General features: G+C 54.7%; 14 protein-coding genes. 4 read left to right on the plus strand and 10 right to left on the minus strand.

The window, feature by feature from the left end; all coding sequences use genetic code 11:
• The first annotated feature begins 303 nt into the window (after positions 1-303).
• Both putA and OGX92_RS22525 read left to right on the plus strand, forming a co-directional pair.
• Positions 304-4,266 (plus strand): trifunctional transcriptional regulator/proline dehydrogenase/L-glutamate gamma-semialdehyde dehydrogenase, encoded by a 3,963-nt coding sequence (gene putA / locus OGX92_RS22520; RefSeq protein WP_063941868.1) that lies wholly within the window; start codon positions 304-306, stop codon positions 4,264-4,266.
• A 59-nt stretch (positions 4,267-4,325) separates the two neighbouring features.
• Positions 4,326-4,721, plus strand: a complete 396-nt coding sequence (locus OGX92_RS22525; RefSeq protein WP_063941867.1) for a lysozyme inhibitor LprI family protein — start codon at positions 4,326-4,328, stop codon at positions 4,719-4,721.
• Here the strand turns inward: OGX92_RS22525 and rutR are convergent.
• The 3 genes from rutR to OGX92_RS22540 form a co-directional block, all read right to left on the minus strand.
• Positions 4,718-5,356: an HTH-type transcriptional regulator RutR gene (gene rutR / locus OGX92_RS22530; RefSeq protein WP_003036026.1), complete on the minus strand. Its 639-nt coding sequence runs from the start codon at positions 5,354-5,356 to the stop codon at positions 4,718-4,720. The genes OGX92_RS22525 and rutR overlap by 4 nt on opposite strands.
• Positions 5,357-5,414: 58 nt before the next feature.
• Positions 5,415-6,329, minus strand: a complete 915-nt coding sequence (locus tag OGX92_RS22535) for a DMT family transporter (protein WP_003832060.1) — start codon at positions 6,327-6,329, stop codon at positions 5,415-5,417.
• 161 nt (positions 6,330-6,490) lie between these two features.
• Positions 6,491-6,664: a con-10 family general stress protein gene (locus OGX92_RS22540; RefSeq protein ID WP_003036022.1), complete on the minus strand. Its 174-nt coding sequence runs from the start codon at positions 6,662-6,664 to the stop codon at positions 6,491-6,493.
• Between the two features lie 386 nt (positions 6,665-7,050).
• On the opposite strand from OGX92_RS22540, the gene wrbA reads away from it, so the two are divergent.
• Both wrbA and OGX92_RS22550 read left to right on the plus strand, forming a co-directional pair.
• Positions 7,051-7,647, plus strand: coding sequence for an NAD(P)H:quinone oxidoreductase (gene wrbA, locus OGX92_RS22545; RefSeq protein ID WP_003832057.1), 597 nt, complete (start codon positions 7,051-7,053; stop codon positions 7,645-7,647).
• A gap of 20 nt (positions 7,648-7,667) precedes the next feature.
• Positions 7,668-7,895 carry a YccJ family protein gene (locus OGX92_RS22550; RefSeq protein ID WP_003036015.1) on the plus strand — a complete coding sequence of 76 codons (228 nt, stop codon included), beginning with the start codon at positions 7,668-7,670 and terminating at the stop codon, positions 7,893-7,895.
• Between the two features lie 37 nt (positions 7,896-7,932).
• Here OGX92_RS22550 and agp read toward each other — a convergent pair whose 3' ends face one another.
• The 7 genes from agp to OGX92_RS22585 all read right to left on the minus strand — a co-directional run bounded on the left by agp (position 7,933) and on the right by OGX92_RS22585 (position 14,336).
• Positions 7,933-9,174, minus strand: coding sequence for a bifunctional glucose-1-phosphatase/inositol phosphatase (agp, locus tag OGX92_RS22555; RefSeq protein WP_206159968.1), 1,242 nt, complete (start codon positions 9,172-9,174; stop codon positions 7,933-7,935).
• Between the two features lie 87 nt (positions 9,175-9,261).
• Positions 9,262-9,969: an ArsR/SmtB family transcription factor gene (locus OGX92_RS22560; RefSeq protein ID WP_286587116.1), complete on the minus strand. Its 708-nt coding sequence runs from the start codon at positions 9,967-9,969 to the stop codon at positions 9,262-9,264.
• A gap of 69 nt (positions 9,970-10,038) precedes the next feature.
• Positions 10,039-10,794 carry a sulfite exporter TauE/SafE family protein gene (locus OGX92_RS22565; RefSeq protein WP_149335614.1) on the minus strand — a complete coding sequence of 252 codons (756 nt, stop codon included), beginning with the start codon at positions 10,792-10,794 and terminating at the stop codon, positions 10,039-10,041.
• A gap of 134 nt (positions 10,795-10,928) precedes the next feature.
• The gene (locus OGX92_RS22570) at positions 10,929-11,435 is read right to left on the minus strand and encodes a protein disulfide oxidoreductase (RefSeq protein WP_048214488.1); all 507 of its coding nucleotides are present in this window, start codon (positions 11,433-11,435) and stop codon (positions 10,929-10,931) included.
• Complete coding sequence (locus tag OGX92_RS22575) at positions 11,425-12,048, minus strand: DsbA family protein (protein ID WP_063941864.1); 624 nt, start codon at positions 12,046-12,048, stop codon at positions 11,425-11,427. Before OGX92_RS22575 ends, OGX92_RS22570 begins: the two co-directional genes overlap by 11 nt.
• Positions 12,045-13,925, minus strand: a complete 1,881-nt coding sequence (locus OGX92_RS22580) for a cytochrome c biogenesis protein CcdA (protein WP_191221620.1) — start codon at positions 13,923-13,925, stop codon at positions 12,045-12,047. The genes OGX92_RS22575 and OGX92_RS22580 overlap by 4 nt, the downstream gene beginning before the upstream one ends.
• A 48-nt stretch (positions 13,926-13,973) precedes the next feature.
• Entirely contained in the window at positions 13,974-14,336 is a 363-nt protein-coding gene (locus OGX92_RS22585; RefSeq protein WP_003832041.1) for a hypothetical protein, read from the minus strand.
• Between the last annotated feature and the right edge of the window lie 38 nt (positions 14,337-14,374).

The following is a 14,374-nucleotide window of genomic DNA, read 5'->3' on the forward strand; positions in this document are numbered from 1 at the left end:
TATTCACAATCGATTTAACACACCATTTACATCAAATTTAATCCAGAGTAGATAGCATTTTTCTGTAGGTTGCACTCTCTCACATTTTTTTCGGTTGCACCTTTTAAAAGTGTTAACTACCGCAGAGAAAAAGATTCTGTAATTTTTACAGCCCACATCATAAGACTCATATTTATTAACATTTCATTCATTTCCAAGCTTGCAAACCAAGTCACATTTAACACGGTTGCACAAAGTTGCAACATAGTGGATATTTCTCGGTAACTATCAGCCCCGTATTTCAGTACAACAGGAGTAAACGGCATGGGAACCACCACGATGGGGGTTAAACTGGATGACGCCACTCGCGAGCGTATTAAAACAGCAGCATCACGAATCGATCGCACGCCACATTGGCTGATCAAGCAAGCCATCTTTAATTATCTCGAAAGACTGGAAAATGACGACGCGCTTCCTGAACTGCCGGCCCTGCTGGCGGGTGCCGCGAATGAGGGTGAGGAGTCAACCACGCCGCAGAATGAAGCGCACCAGCCTTTCCTGGAATTTGCCGAACAGATCCTGCCGCAGTCTGTTTCCCGTGCAGCAATCACCGCCGCGTACCGCCGAGCCGAAACCGATGCCGTGCCAATGCTGATGGAGCAGGCTCGTCTGCCGCAACCCATCGCCGAGCAAGCACACAAGCTGGCGTACGATCTGGCTGACAAACTGCGTAACCAAAAGACCGCCAGCGGCCGCGCCGGGATGGTACAAGGTTTATTGCAGGAATTCTCCCTTTCTTCACAGGAAGGCGTCGCGCTGATGTGTCTGGCGGAAGCCCTGCTGCGTATTCCCGATAAGGCAACCCGCGATGCGTTAATCCGCGACAAAATCAGCAACGGCAACTGGCAGTCGCACATTGGACGCAGCCCGTCCCTGTTCGTCAACGCGGCGACCTGGGGGCTGTTGTTTACCGGTCGTCTGGTTTCTACGCATAATGAGGCCAGCCTTTCACGCTCACTCAACCGTATTATCGGCAAGAGCGGTGAACCACTGGTACGTAAAGGTGTCGACATGGCAATGCGCCTGATGGGCGAGCAGTTTGTCACCGGAGAGACTATCGCTGAAGCGCTGGCTAACGCGCGTAAACTGGAAGAAAAAGGCTTCCGCTACTCTTACGACATGCTGGGCGAAGCGGCTCTGACCGCAGCAGATGCCCAGGCTTACATGGTTTCATACCAACAGGCAATCCACGCCATTGGTAAAGCCTCAAATGGTCGCGGCATCTATGAAGGGCCAGGCATTTCTATCAAGCTGTCGGCGCTACATCCGCGTTATAGCCGCGCGCAGTATGACCGCGTGATGGATGAACTCTATCCGCGTCTGAAGTCGCTTACTCTGCTGGCCCGCCAGTACGACATCGGTATCAATATCGATGCTGAAGAGGCCGACCGACTGGAGATCTCCCTCGATCTGCTGGAAAAACTGTGCTTTGAACCTGAACTGGCGGGCTGGAACGGTATCGGCTTTGTTATTCAGGCCTACCAGAAGCGCTGCCCGTATGTTATCGACTACCTGATTGATCTCGCCACGCGCAGCCGCCGTCGCCTGATGATCCGTCTGGTTAAGGGCGCCTACTGGGATAGCGAAATCAAACGTGCGCAAATGGACGGTCTGGAAGGTTATCCGGTCTATACCCGTAAGGTCTACACCGACGTTTCCTATCTGGCCTGTGCGAAAAAACTGCTTGCGGTACCGAATCTGATCTACCCGCAGTTCGCCACCCACAACGCCCATACGCTGGCGGCGATTTATCAGTTGGCCGGTCAAAACTACTATCCTGGTCAGTACGAGTTCCAGTGCCTGCACGGTATGGGCGAACCGCTGTATGAGCAGGTCACCGGTAAAGTTGCCGATGGCAAACTGAACCGTCCATGCCGCATTTATGCACCGGTAGGCACGCATGAAACGCTGCTGGCATATCTGGTGCGTCGTCTGCTGGAAAACGGCGCCAACACTTCATTCGTCAATCGCATTGCAGACACTACCCTGCCGCTGGATGAACTGGTAGCCGATCCGGTCGAAGCCGTTGAAAAACTGGCGCAGCAGGAAGGCCAGGCTGGTCTGCCACATCCGAAGATTGCCCTGCCGCGTGATCTGTACGGTAAAGGCCGTGAAAACTCAGGCGGTCTGGATTTAGCAAACGAACATCGTCTGGCCTCGCTGTCCTCTGCCCTACTCAACAGCGCACTGCAAAAATGGCACGCAAAACCGATGCTCGAACATCCGGTTGCTGACGGTGAAATGACCCCAGTCGTCAACCCGGCCGAACCGAAAGACATTGTCGGTTACGTGCGTGAAGCAACCCACAGCGAAGTGGAACAGGCATTGCAGAACGCGGTAAATAACGCGCCGATCTGGTTCGCCACACCGCCACAAGAGCGCGCCGTTATTTTGCATCGCGCCGCAGTTCTGATGGAAGGCCAGATGCAGCAGTTAATTGGCATTCTGGTGCGCGAAGCAGGCAAAACCTTCAGCAACGCCATTGCGGAAGTACGCGAAGCGGTTGACTTCCTGCACTATTATGCCGGTCAGGTCCGCGATGACTTCGATAATGAAACCCATCGTCCGTTAGGGCCGGTGGTCTGTATCAGCCCGTGGAACTTCCCGCTGGCCATTTTCACCGGGCAGATTGCCGCTGCGCTGGCGGCGGGCAACAGCGTGTTGGCAAAACCCGCGGAACAAACTCCGCTGATTGCCGCCCAGGGTATTGCCATTTTACTCGAAGCAGGTGTGCCGCCAGGCGTGGTGCAACTGTTGCCTGGTCAAGGCGAAACGGTCGGGGCACAGCTCACTTCCGATGAGCGCGTACGCGGCGTCATGTTTACCGGCTCAACGGAAGTCGCCACGCTGTTGCAACGCAATATCGCGACCCGCCTCGATGCTCAGGGGCGCCCAATCCCGCTTATCGCCGAAACCGGCGGGATGAACGCCATGATCGTCGACTCTTCTGCGTTAACGGAACAGGTGGTGGTCGACGTTCTGGCTTCTGCCTTTGACAGCGCCGGACAGCGCTGCTCAGCGCTTCGCGTCCTGTGTCTGCAGGACGATGTCGCCGACCATACGCTGAAAATGCTGCGTGGCGCGATGGCGGAATGTCGCATGGGTAACCCGGGCCGTCTGACCACCGATATTGGACCGGTTATCGATGAAGAAGCCAAAGCCAATATTGAGCGCCATATTCAGGCCATGCGCGCTAAAGGGCGTCCGGTGTTCCAGGCCGTGCGCGAAAACAGCGACGATGCGCGTGAATGGCAAACCGGTACCTTTATCGCGCCGACGCTTATCGAGCTGGAAAGCTTCGACGAATTGCAAAAAGAGGTGTTCGGTCCGGTACTGCACGTGGTGCGTTACACCCGCAACAATCTGGGCAGCCTGATTGAGCAAATTAATGCCTCCGGCTACGGCCTGACGCTGGGCGTGCACACCCGTATCGATGAAACCATCGCCCAGGTCACGGGTTCGGCACATGTGGGGAACCTGTACGTTAACCGCAATATGGTCGGCGCCGTCGTCGGAGTGCAGCCATTCGGTGGCGAAGGCTTGTCAGGAACCGGGCCAAAAGCGGGCGGACCGCTGTATCTGTACCGCCTGCTGGCAAACCGTCCGGAAAATGCGTTAGGCATTACGCTTGCCCGTCAGGATGCTGAATACCCGGTCGATGCACAGCTTAAAACGGCGCTCGTTCAGCCGCTGGAAGCGCTTAGCGAATGGGCAACCGATCGTCCAGCACTGCGTGCGCTCTGCCAACAGTTTGGTGAACTGGCGCAGGCCGGAACGCAACGCCTGCTGCCAGGCCCCACCGGCGAGCGCAATACCTGGACGCTGTTGCCGCGCGAACGCGTGCTGTGTATCGCCGATGACGAACAGGACGCACTGGTACAAGTTGCCGCTGTAACTTCCGTTGGTAGCTTAATCCTGTGGCCAGATGATACGTTCCATCGCGACCTGGCAAAACGCCTGCCAGCCGCGGTTTCCGGGCGCATTCAGTTTGCCAAAGCGGACAACATCGCCACGCAGCCGTTTGATGCGGTTATTTTCCACGGCGATTCCGATCAGCTTCGCGCACTGTGTGAAGCAGTGGCGGCCCGCGAAGGGGCGATTGTGTCGGTCCAGGGCTTTGCCCGCGGCGAAAGCAATATCCTGCTGGAAAGGTTGTATATTGAGCGCTCCCTGAGCGTCAATACCGCCGCAGCTGGGGGGAACGCCAGCCTGATGACAATCGGCTAAGGTTGTGGTTAATTAAGGCTCCGGTAACGGGGCCTTTTTTTATTAAGCCAGAGGGAAGCATGAAACGAATCGTACTGACATGTGCAGTGCTGCTGCTGAGCGGCCAGGCGCTGGCGGATGACTGCGCCAACGCGAACACGCAGATTGAGATGAACACCTGTGCGGCAGAGCAGTATAAGGCGGCCGACGCCAAACTTAATGAAACGTACCAGAATGCGCTAAAGCGCGCCGCCCCAACCCAGCGCGATTTACTGAAAAAAGCGCAAATATCATGGATAACTTTGCGCGATGCAGATTGTGCATTAATCAGTTCCGGTACCGAAGGCGGTAGCGTTCAGGCGATGATTTCCAGCCAGTGCCTGACGGATAAGACCAACGAGCGCGAAGCGTTTCTCGCCTCGCTCTTGCAGTGTGAAGAAGGCGATTTAAGCTGCCCGTTACCGCCGGCCAGTTAACGCACGCGGATCCCTTCAATAATCATCCGCTGTACGCTCTCCACCGTTTGGTTAAAAAAGGCTTCATCACGCAGCGTTGCGCCCGTCACCGCCTCTACCTGTGGGGCAAAATCGGCGTAGTGCTGAGTTGAAGCCCAAATCATAAAAATCAGATGATGCGGATCGACCGGAGCCAGTTTTCCGCTTTTGATCCAACCGGCAATCAGCGCGGATTTCTCATCAATTAGCGTTTTGAGATCCCCCTCCAGTTCTGCCATCAATAAAGGCGCTCCGGCCAGCATCTCCATACAAAACAGCCGTGAGGCCTGAGGGTAATCGCGCGACACTTCCAGCTTAAGGCGAATGTATTCTTTAATGGCCACCAGCGGTGCAAAGTCTTCGCGAAAAGCTTTCAATGGAGCTAGCCAGATGTCGAGGATCTGCCGTAAAACGGCGATATAAAGCACCTCTTTTGACGGGTAGTAATAAAGTAAATTGGTTTTTGACACGCCCGCCTGCTCTGCCACCTGCTCCAGGCGAGTGCCGTGGATCCCATATTGGGAGAAGATATTTAATGCCGCGGTTAAGATGGCCTGGCGTTTTGCACTGACGGCCTGCGAGCGCTTACCTGTTTTTTTCTCTGCGCGTTGGACCATGCGCCCTCTCCTTCTTGTGAGGGTGTCAGCATACCAAATCACGCGGTGAATGGTTAAATTAAAGCGATTCCGGCGGCGCCTCTTGTCCAAGCGCTTTTTTCTTTTTGAACTTCAGCTCGCTGACCAGTACGCCAACAATAATGAATGCCGCACCAAGCAATGCAAGTAGCGGTAAACGTTCACCCGCCAGACGGCCAAAGATCCCCGCCCACACCGGCTCACCGGTATAAATAACCGTTGCGCGCGTCGGCGAAACGCTGCGCTGCGCCCAATTCATGGTGACCTGAATAATCGCGCTAAAAATCCCCAGCCCCAGCGCCACCACCAGCAATCCGGTAGACATTGGTGGTACGGTCTCTCCGGCCGGTCCCATCGCCATAAACGCCACTATCGAAGCGGTTGCCAGTTGCACTACCGTTACCCGACGTACATCCACTTTTCCCGCCCACGCGCTAATCAGGATAATTTCTGCCGCAATCGCCACCGCACCGGCAAGCGTGATCCACTCGCCTTCGCCCAGGGCCAGTAAATTGCCTCCCGGTCCGGCAAGAAAAATCAATCCGATAAAGGCCAGCACAATGCCGACGCACGGCATCAGGCCAGGCATGCGCCCCAGGCACAGCCATTGTAAAAGCGGCACCAACGGTACGTACATCGCGGTAATAAACGCCGATTTACTGCTGGGAATAAACTGTAGCCCCCAGGTTTGCAGACTATAGCCCAGCGCAATTGCGATACCGATTGCAACCCCAGCTTTGACTTCCAGCCACGTCAGCTTATGCAGTGTGTGTAACGATAAAAGCGCGACCGCCAGCGCGGCAGTGGCAAAACGCACACCGACAAAGAAAAAAGGGCCGCTCAGGGTAACGGCATATTGCACCGCCAAAAACGTGCCACCCCAGAACATGGTGATCACAATGAGGATCGCTTCCTGAGGTTTAACAGAGAAGGAATAACGAGAAAGTAATGACATGAGACACCCGATTAACTGAATGTCATTAGTCTGCGTTGCGTTTTGTTACAGTTCAACCTTGCAGACAAAAAAAACCGCCGGAAAGACCCGGCGGCGGTGGCTACGTAACGTCTGTCTCTGACACTCAGCCGTCACGACATATCTGACAGATAGCCCGACAATTACGATTTGTTGTTGCCGTGGCTATTTTTGCCCCCTTTTTTGCCTGCCTCTGAAGCGCGTTGCGGGTCATTCTTGAAGTTGCCCCCGCTGTGCTGGCCACCTTTTCGACCTGCTTCTGATGCTCTTTCGCGGTCTTCCGCAAAGTTGCCGGAACCGCCCCGATGGTTTGCCATTACTGACCTCCGTCATTGATTAGACATCATATTGCATAGGTACTGAGGAGTGATACCTCACGCAGCGTTACGGGCGAGGCCCTGAAAATAACTGCGTGGGAATAAGCATAGTGAAGCGTGGCCAGGGCAGACGCTAACTGTAATATCCTGCAACAGGATCAGGAGTGACAAAGAAATAATCACAATAAGAAATCAATAAGTCTTTCTTATGACTACCGAATTCTACCCGGTTAAATATGTATCATTTTGCTACAAAGCAGGTTGTTATAAAAATTGTTATAAATCAAAGAAGTGATTGTGAAATTTGCACTCCTGACAGTACGTCATATCTTTAAAGGTAGGTAGCGAATCGCTACGGACACGGTTAACTCGAGGAGTAGTGTAAAATGGCAAAAGTTCTGGTGCTTTATTATTCTATGTACGGACACATTGAAACTATGGCCCACGCAGTCGCAGAAGGCGCAAATAAGGTAGATGGCGCAGAAGTGATTATTAAGCGTGTACCAGAGACCATGCAGCCCGAGATTTTCCTTAAGGCTGGCGGCAAAACACAAAACGCACCAGTCGCAACCCCGCAAGAACTGGCTGATTACGACGCCATCATTTTTGGTACCCCCACGCGCTTTGGTAATATGTCCGGTCAGATGCGTACCTTCCTCGACCAGACTGGCGGGCTGTGGGCCTCTGGCGGCCTGTACGGCAAACTCGCCAGCGTATTCAGCTCAACGGGAACCGGCGGCGGTCAGGAACAAACCATTACATCAACCTGGACTACGCTTGCCCACCATGGGATGGTGATTGTACCTATCGGTTACGCGGCGCAAGAGCTGTTTGATGTCTCACAAGTTCGCGGCGGTACCCCTTACGGTGCAACCACCATTGCCGGAGGCGACGGCTCCCGCCAGCCAAGTCAGGAAGAATTATCTATCGCCCGCTATCAGGGTGAATATGTCGCAGGTCTGGCAGTAAAACTCAACGGCTAATCTTCAACAGGAGGATTCGAATGCCAACTCAAGAAGCGAAAGCCCATCGCGTCGGCGAATGGGCAAGTCTGCGCAATACATCGCCGGAAATAGCCGAAGCCATTTTTGAAGTCGCGCATTATGACGAGAAACTGGCGGAAAAAATTTGGGAAGAAGGTAGCGATGAGGTACTCATCAAAGCCTTTGAAAAAACAGACAAAGATTCGCTCTTTTGGGGTGAACAGACTATCGAACGCAAAAACGTCTAGCGCGCTGACTCCCCCGCGAACACGGGGGAGTTTTCTTTTACTTAGCCGCCTCATTCAGCACGCTATCGAACTTATCTATCGTGCAAAAACCATCCGCATCTATCGGACATCCTTTCAGCTCCAGCGTTACGCGCTGCGCCGGAGATTTCAGCGTCAGAACGTCTGCATTACGCAACTGCTGCGAGCTCTGATACACATACTCGATTTTCATCAGATCACGATTTGCATTGCTGTCATGCCAGCGCTGGAAGACAATCTTCCCGCCAATCGGCGTACGCTCGTTCTGATCGTGAAGTTGGTACGGTTTAAAATCCAGCGCGGTGAGCAGCGAAGCGATATTTGAATCATGCCCCACCAGCACGGTTATTTTCGGTGCTTTCGCGCGTTCAGTAACCAGCGCATTATCAATATATTTCACCAGTGGTTTGGCGACGTTCTGCGCCACTTCCGGGGAGGTGAACAGGCTATCCTGATAGCCGTTTTTCAGCTTCGACAGAACCTTCCACTGCTGATCGGATTTAATCTCGCCCCAGGCAACTTTGTCCATTGGGAAGCCTTCGTAATATTGCAGCGTGAAGGCATCAACCAGCGAATTCCCCACCTTCAGCGGCCCCGAAACGCCTGGCTCCTGCTGGTATTTCGCACTAAACGTATCTTTGGCATCGGTCAGGGAACACTGCTGTTTTTCTTTGCAGGACGGAGAGTCTTTGTAGTCGGTCATTTGCTCAAGCAACTGATAGCTATCGTTGAGCTGCATTTTACTACGCTCTTTCTCCATGGCCTGAACGGCCTGCTGGCTGAAGACGGCGGAATCATCGGTGATCACCGGATTAAAGGTAGGATCCATGGTGCCCATTTTTTCCTGATGATGGACCGGAACATCGCAACCAGGGAAAGCACCGGTGACAAAGAACTGCGCCGTGGCGACCGTACGCTGCAGGCTGTTAGCATAGGTATAGACCGTATTCGGTGCCGGGCATTCGCCCGATTTCACCATCCCCTGCTCTGCCAGCCACTCTCGCATGTAGTGGCCCATATAGATTTCCAGCACACCGCCTTTAGTAGTGAGTTGTCCGCCGGGGACATCCCATTCTGGCCATTGTTTGGGGGTGGACTGCTCAAGAACGCTGCCATTATTGGCTAAAGGTGCGCGTAAGTTATGCCGACTCATCATCAATACTTGCTGAAGCTGATAGCCTTCCGGCGCGGTCTGCGCCTGCGCGGCGGTTGACAATAAGACAGCCCCAGCCACGGCTGTGGCGATTAACGATTTATTCATCCCTACGACCTCTTGTTGTTATCAATCACAACAGAGTGTGACAGAAATATGACATATTTCCGGGAACGCTTTCGCAAAACAGACCATCTAGCGTGTCGTTTTAACACCAAATTCGGTTTCGAGTTTACGAATGCCAAGAGGTGTGAAGATGATATGGCGGCTGCCCTGTTCGGTTTTTATCCATCGCTGTTCACTGAACCAGCGCAGCAGCGTTGCGCCAAGCACACCACCAGGATGATAACGTCGTTCGCTCCAGTCCAGACAACCGCAGGTTAACTTCCGCCGGGATGAGCCCGCCGCCAGGACAATCCCCATCCGGGCCAGATTTTCCTGGCCAAGAGGAGTCAGCGTTTCACCATCCGGCGTTAACCACTGACGGGAAACCAGCGTATCGAACAACCTCACCGCGACCTCTCCGGCGAGATGGTCGTAGCAGGTGCGGGCATGGCGCAAACCTGGCGGTGTAGTGATTCTGCGGGGCGTTGATGTCGCCCACGCAACGCCCATCAGGCGTTCCAGCAGTTCAGCGATATCGGAACCTGCAAGGCGAAAATAACGATGTCTGCCCTGCGCCAACGCGACAACAAAACGTTGTTCGCACAGACGCGCCAGATGCGCGCTGGCGGTCGACGCGGATATATCCGCCACCGCGCTGAGCTCAGTTGCAGTCCAGGCGCAGCCATCCATTAGGGCGCACAACATACGCGAGCGCGATTTATCGGCCATCACTGCCGCAGTGAGTGCCATTTTCGACTCCAGATCGCCCTCTTCTTCATGTAATATCACGGATGCCATAACGACCTCATTGGCCCTGAATCTCTGAATTAACGATGCCATGAAAGTCGCGCAAAGTCACCGCACCGGTCACACAGCACGCAGCATCATCTCTGTACCCAACCCGACCAGACAAAACAGAAAACAGCGTTTAAACACGAGCGGAGAAATAACCCTTCGCACACGGGTACCTATCCATTGGCCAATCAGCGCAGGAACAATGGCCAAAGCCGACAAACTTAGCGATTGTATGGGCAGCGCGTTGTGCCACCACAGACCCAGCGCCAATGCCAGGGTCGAAAAGGTAAAAGAGATCCCGAGCGCCTGCACCAGTTCATCTTTCTCAAAGCCGAGGGACTGGATCCAGGGCACTGCGGGCATCACAAACACCCCGGTTCCGCCGGTCAATAAGCCGGTCACAAATCCAATAACGAGGGAGTATGGTTTTTCACGCTGCGGGGCCACCACGATTTTCTTTCCCGCCAGCGTCCAGATAGCGTAGGCCACCAGCGCCACGCCGAGCGCAAACTGGGTACGGGTGGTGTCCCCCCCGGTAATCCAGGTGCTGGCAAGCAGAGTCGCCATTACCACTGTCAGCAGCATTGGCCACAGTCGTTTGAGTAATTGGCGTGTATTTCCGCCACCGCCAAACTGGAACAAATTGCTTATCAGCGAAGGCAATAGCAGCATGGCCGCCGCGGCAACTGGCGAAATAAGCGATCCGAGGATCCCCATTGCCACGGTGGGTAATCCCATACCCGTAACGCCTTTCACCATCCCCGCGAGGACAAATGTAGCTGTAATCATCACCACCAGAGCGGGTTCAAACGCTAAAGAACTCGTCATGTTGCACTTTCCTGGAAAAGAGAAGATGCCTGATTCTGGACGTTAATCACTGTGTTTGCTTCGTCAGGCAACGAAATATGCCTTCCTGGCGAGGGTGACGTCATAAAAAATGCCGGGTTTCCCCGGCACATTTATCAGAACGTTTTCGCCCACCACAACCGAAGTTTCATGCCCCAGTAGCTGGTCCAGCCGCTGGTGGTTGATACCACCCGACCTTGTGACATCACCACCAGCGTGGGCGTGACGCTGATCGCCCAACTGCGGGAAATGGCCCCGTTCGCATCATTGATGACTGGAAAGTCCACGCCTTTTCGCGACAGCCAGCGAGATACCTCAGCTTCATTTCCGGAACGTAACGCAATGGTCATCACATTTTCCCCTTCCGAACGCAGCCTGGCGACTTCCGGCGTCGTGAAGCGGCATACGCCGCACCAGCTCGCCCAGAAATAAAGCAACACCGGCTCGTCTTTGCTGAGCGCCGCCAGCGTGACGGTTTCACCATCCAGCGTTTGTAAAGGCGTGCTGTCAAAGGAGGCAGGGAGCTGCGGCGCGCGCCAGGCATCCATCAGCAGCATCGCCCCCGCCAACAATGCCAGTAAGATCAGCCCTTCGCGCAGCCAGCGGCGCAGTTTACTGAGCATTGGCCGCCGCCAGTTTTTCTTTTACCACTTCCTCAAGGGTTTCCCACGACACCGCACCGGGAATAAGTTCATCACCAATAATCGTTGCGGGGGTTCCCTGCACCCCCACCAGTCTCGCCAGTTGCAGGTTAGTACTCAGCGTTTCAGCACTTTGGGCATCCAGCGTCACCGGACTGGCCCCCGCTTTTTCCTGCGCCTGCTTGATACTGACGTCGGTATGATAGCCCTTCTTCTGCATCAATTTTTCATGTAATGCCAGGGACTGTTGCGGATGCTCATGCCAGGTGGTCAACACGGTCCGCGCCGCCAGTTCCGAGCTTTCACCTTTAAACGGCAGCGGTTTAATCACCACCGCCACGTCAGGATATTTCTGCACAATTTTTTCCAGCATTGGATCCAACTGCTTGCAGTATGGGCAGTTGTAATCGGTGAAGTTTATCAGGGTCAGTTTCGCCTGCTTCGCGCCAAGCCGCGGGCTGTTGGGATCGTTAAACAAGGCTTCCTGAATTAATGCTTCAATTTGCTTTTCCTGTTCCGGGGTAAACGGCGCAGGCTCTTTCGCGATACTGACGGCAGAAAACAAGGTTAACAGCAGAACAATCATCATTTTCATGGGGTTACTCCTTTGGCATCATTCAACGTTTGCAGTACCGCATCGCGGGTTAACAACGTGGGTAACGCCTGGCCATCTGGCAGACCGGGGCCATAAATTTGGTTATACGGCACAGCAACCTGGCCGCGTTTTTTTAGAAATGCGGTAATAGCTTCAGAAGGGAGTGTCCAGTCGCCGCGCAGCGCCACCACATCCGGCTGTTGCAATGCGGCCTGTACGTCTTCTTTATGCAACACGTTGTATTTGTTTACCTTACAGGTGATGCACCAGTCGGCTGTGACGTCAATGAACACGCGCTTATGTTGTGCCAGCGCATCCTCAATCGCTTGCTCGCTTAGCGGTTGCCAGTTCACGCTTTCTTTAGCGCTACTTTGTCCGCTAAACCCTAAGTGTGGGAGCAGCAACGTCGCAAGCCAGATAGCCGAACCCAGCATCATCACGCCAAGCAGACGCCGCAAAATATTCATCCACCGCCCTGGTCGCGGCAAACGCAGCGCCAGACCGGGACGCAGGGCCACCAGCAGCCACGGTAAGCTCATCCCCAGCCCTAGTGCGATAAACAATCCCCACAACGTCGGCAGCGAAGCGGTCAATGCTACCGCCACCGCCGTTCCCAGAAACGGGGCACTGCACGGCGTGGCAAGCAGTGTCGCAAATGCACCTTGCCAGAAATGTCCCGACAGTCCGTTGCCGCCGTGAGTCGCCAGCGTGGTGGTCATTGCAGAAGGCAGGCGGAATTCAAACCACCCGAACAGGCTGGCGCTGAACGTCAGCATCACCAGTACCATGACGCCAATGAACCATGGATTCTGAAACTGGATCCCCCAGCCAAGGGCCTGATTGGTTAAACGCAGCACCGTCATCAATAGCGCCAGTGCCATAAACGAGACCAGTATTCCGGCTACCGATGCGAGGAACTGACGACGGATCTGGCGACGACTTTTTTCCTCGACCAGCAAAATAGAGCCCAGCTTCATGCCGAGAACCGGTAACACACAAGGCATCAGATTGAGGATCAAACCACCCAGCAGTGCCATGAGCACCACTTGCCACAGTGGGAGTGAGGCGTTCTCAACAACCGGGGCTTCGCCAATCGCCAGACGACTCTCCTGGGCAACACCGTTATCTGCCAGCACCAGCGTGACTGACTTACCACGCAGATCCGGCGCGCCTTCTCCCCAACCGTCATGTACAGGTACCGTGGCGCGTAACATCTCCCCCTCAACATGGATTTGCGGCATGCCAAAATCCGTATCATCAACAGCATCCAGATACAGCCCCGGTGCAGTCCAGCCTCCCGCACGGTGAGCCTCGACGACTAACTCTCCCGCCCGTGCGCCAGCGCTCAGAGTATCGGTCAGGCCGCTGGCAAGTGGGATCTGTCCCATCGCCTGAGCATAATCATGTGCAAAAGTCGGGTCCTGGGCTGTGGGCGTCACGGAAAAAGGAAAATCCGTCAACAGGCAAACGTTGCTACAGGTAGATAGCGTCAAAACGCCGCTGAGCGTGGCGGGCGCTCTACCGCGCACCACCATCGGAAACGTCACCTTATCGTGATACCCCTGGGTAGTGATATTGGCGACCTCAAAACGAGCAGGGGTTGGCCAGGACCAGTCGACCGCAGGCATTTCCCCTTTCCAGGCGATAGCAGGCGCAACGCCCCCCTCGCCCGGAGAACGCCAGTAGGTTTTCCAGCCGTCCTCCAGTTTGACATCCAGCAGCAGACGGGTTTCTCCGCCTGCGGACGTATCAGCGCGTAACCGCACGCTGGCGTGATCGTTATCGGGTGAACGCAGCCAGCCGGGTTCAGCCGCCCAGGATACGGGCAGCCATAGCAATAACAGACAGAGCAACGCCTGTCTGAAAACAGTCATCATAGTTTTTCTCCGTGAATAATTATCTAACAGTCAGCAACGGCTGTTCTGTCATTCACGGAAGACGCAAAATCGGAGATGCACCCGGAGAGTGGGCGGCGAAATGGCTCGCGGTGGGAAAAAAGGTAGGCGAAACGCCCGCACTGGCGCCAGCAACGACAACAGCAGGCACAGCACCAGAATAGCACCTTCAAACAGTACGGGTGGCGCAGCCAGTAATGACTTCGCGCTCAGTTCACAAGGGGTAACGGGTGAGGCCTCGTCGGTCTGCACTTGCGCGCTGGCGGCAACGCTTGTAACGGCGGTATCCATCTGCAACGCGTGCAGGCCCGCCATGCGTTGTGCGGTGCAAACCATCACCACAACACATGCCAGACAGAGGAACCACCATCCCATCCGTTGACGTTTCGCCATTATACCCTCACTCATTGATGCGAGTTATCTTAACCACT

The sequence above is a fragment of the Citrobacter sp. Cpo089 genome (genome assembly GCF_030332695.1).
GTDB lineage: Bacteria > Pseudomonadota > Gammaproteobacteria > Enterobacterales > Enterobacteriaceae > Citrobacter > Citrobacter portucalensis.

Coding starts and splice junctions, on each gene's coding strand:
- putA (WP_063941868.1), top strand. CDS start 304: ATGGGAACCACCACGATGGGGGTTAAACTGGATGACGCCACTCGCGAG.
- OGX92_RS22525 (WP_063941867.1), top strand. CDS start 4,326: ATGAAACGAATCGTACTGACATGTGCAGTGCTGCTGCTGAGCGGCCAG.
- rutR (WP_003036026.1), bottom strand. CDS start 5,356: ATGGTCCAACGCGCAGAGAAAAAAACAGGTAAGCGCTCGCAGGCCGTC.
- OGX92_RS22535 (WP_003832060.1), bottom strand. CDS start 6,329: ATGTCATTACTTTCTCGTTATTCCTTCTCTGTTAAACCTCAGGAAGCG.
- OGX92_RS22540 (WP_003036022.1), bottom strand. CDS start 6,664: ATGGCAAACCATCGGGGCGGTTCCGGCAACTTTGCGGAAGACCGCGAA.
- wrbA (WP_003832057.1), top strand. CDS start 7,051: ATGGCAAAAGTTCTGGTGCTTTATTATTCTATGTACGGACACATTGAA.
- OGX92_RS22550 (WP_003036015.1), top strand. CDS start 7,668: ATGCCAACTCAAGAAGCGAAAGCCCATCGCGTCGGCGAATGGGCAAGT.
- agp (WP_206159968.1), bottom strand. CDS start 9,174: ATGAATAAATCGTTAATCGCCACAGCCGTGGCTGGGGCTGTCTTATTG.
- OGX92_RS22560 (WP_286587116.1), bottom strand. CDS start 9,969: ATGGCATCCGTGATATTACATGAAGAAGAGGGCGATCTGGAGTCGAAA.
- OGX92_RS22565 (WP_149335614.1), bottom strand. CDS start 10,794: ATGACGAGTTCTTTAGCGTTTGAACCCGCTCTGGTGGTGATGATTACA.
- OGX92_RS22570 (WP_048214488.1), bottom strand. CDS start 11,435: ATGCTCAGTAAACTGCGCCGCTGGCTGCGCGAAGGGCTGATCTTACTG.
- OGX92_RS22575 (WP_063941864.1), bottom strand. CDS start 12,048: ATGAAAATGATGATTGTTCTGCTGTTAACCTTGTTTTCTGCCGTCAGT.
- OGX92_RS22580 (WP_191221620.1), bottom strand. CDS start 13,925: ATGATGACTGTTTTCAGACAGGCGTTGCTCTGTCTGTTATTGCTATGG.
- OGX92_RS22585 (WP_003832041.1), bottom strand. CDS start 14,336: ATGGCGAAACGTCAACGGATGGGATGGTGGTTCCTCTGTCTGGCATGT.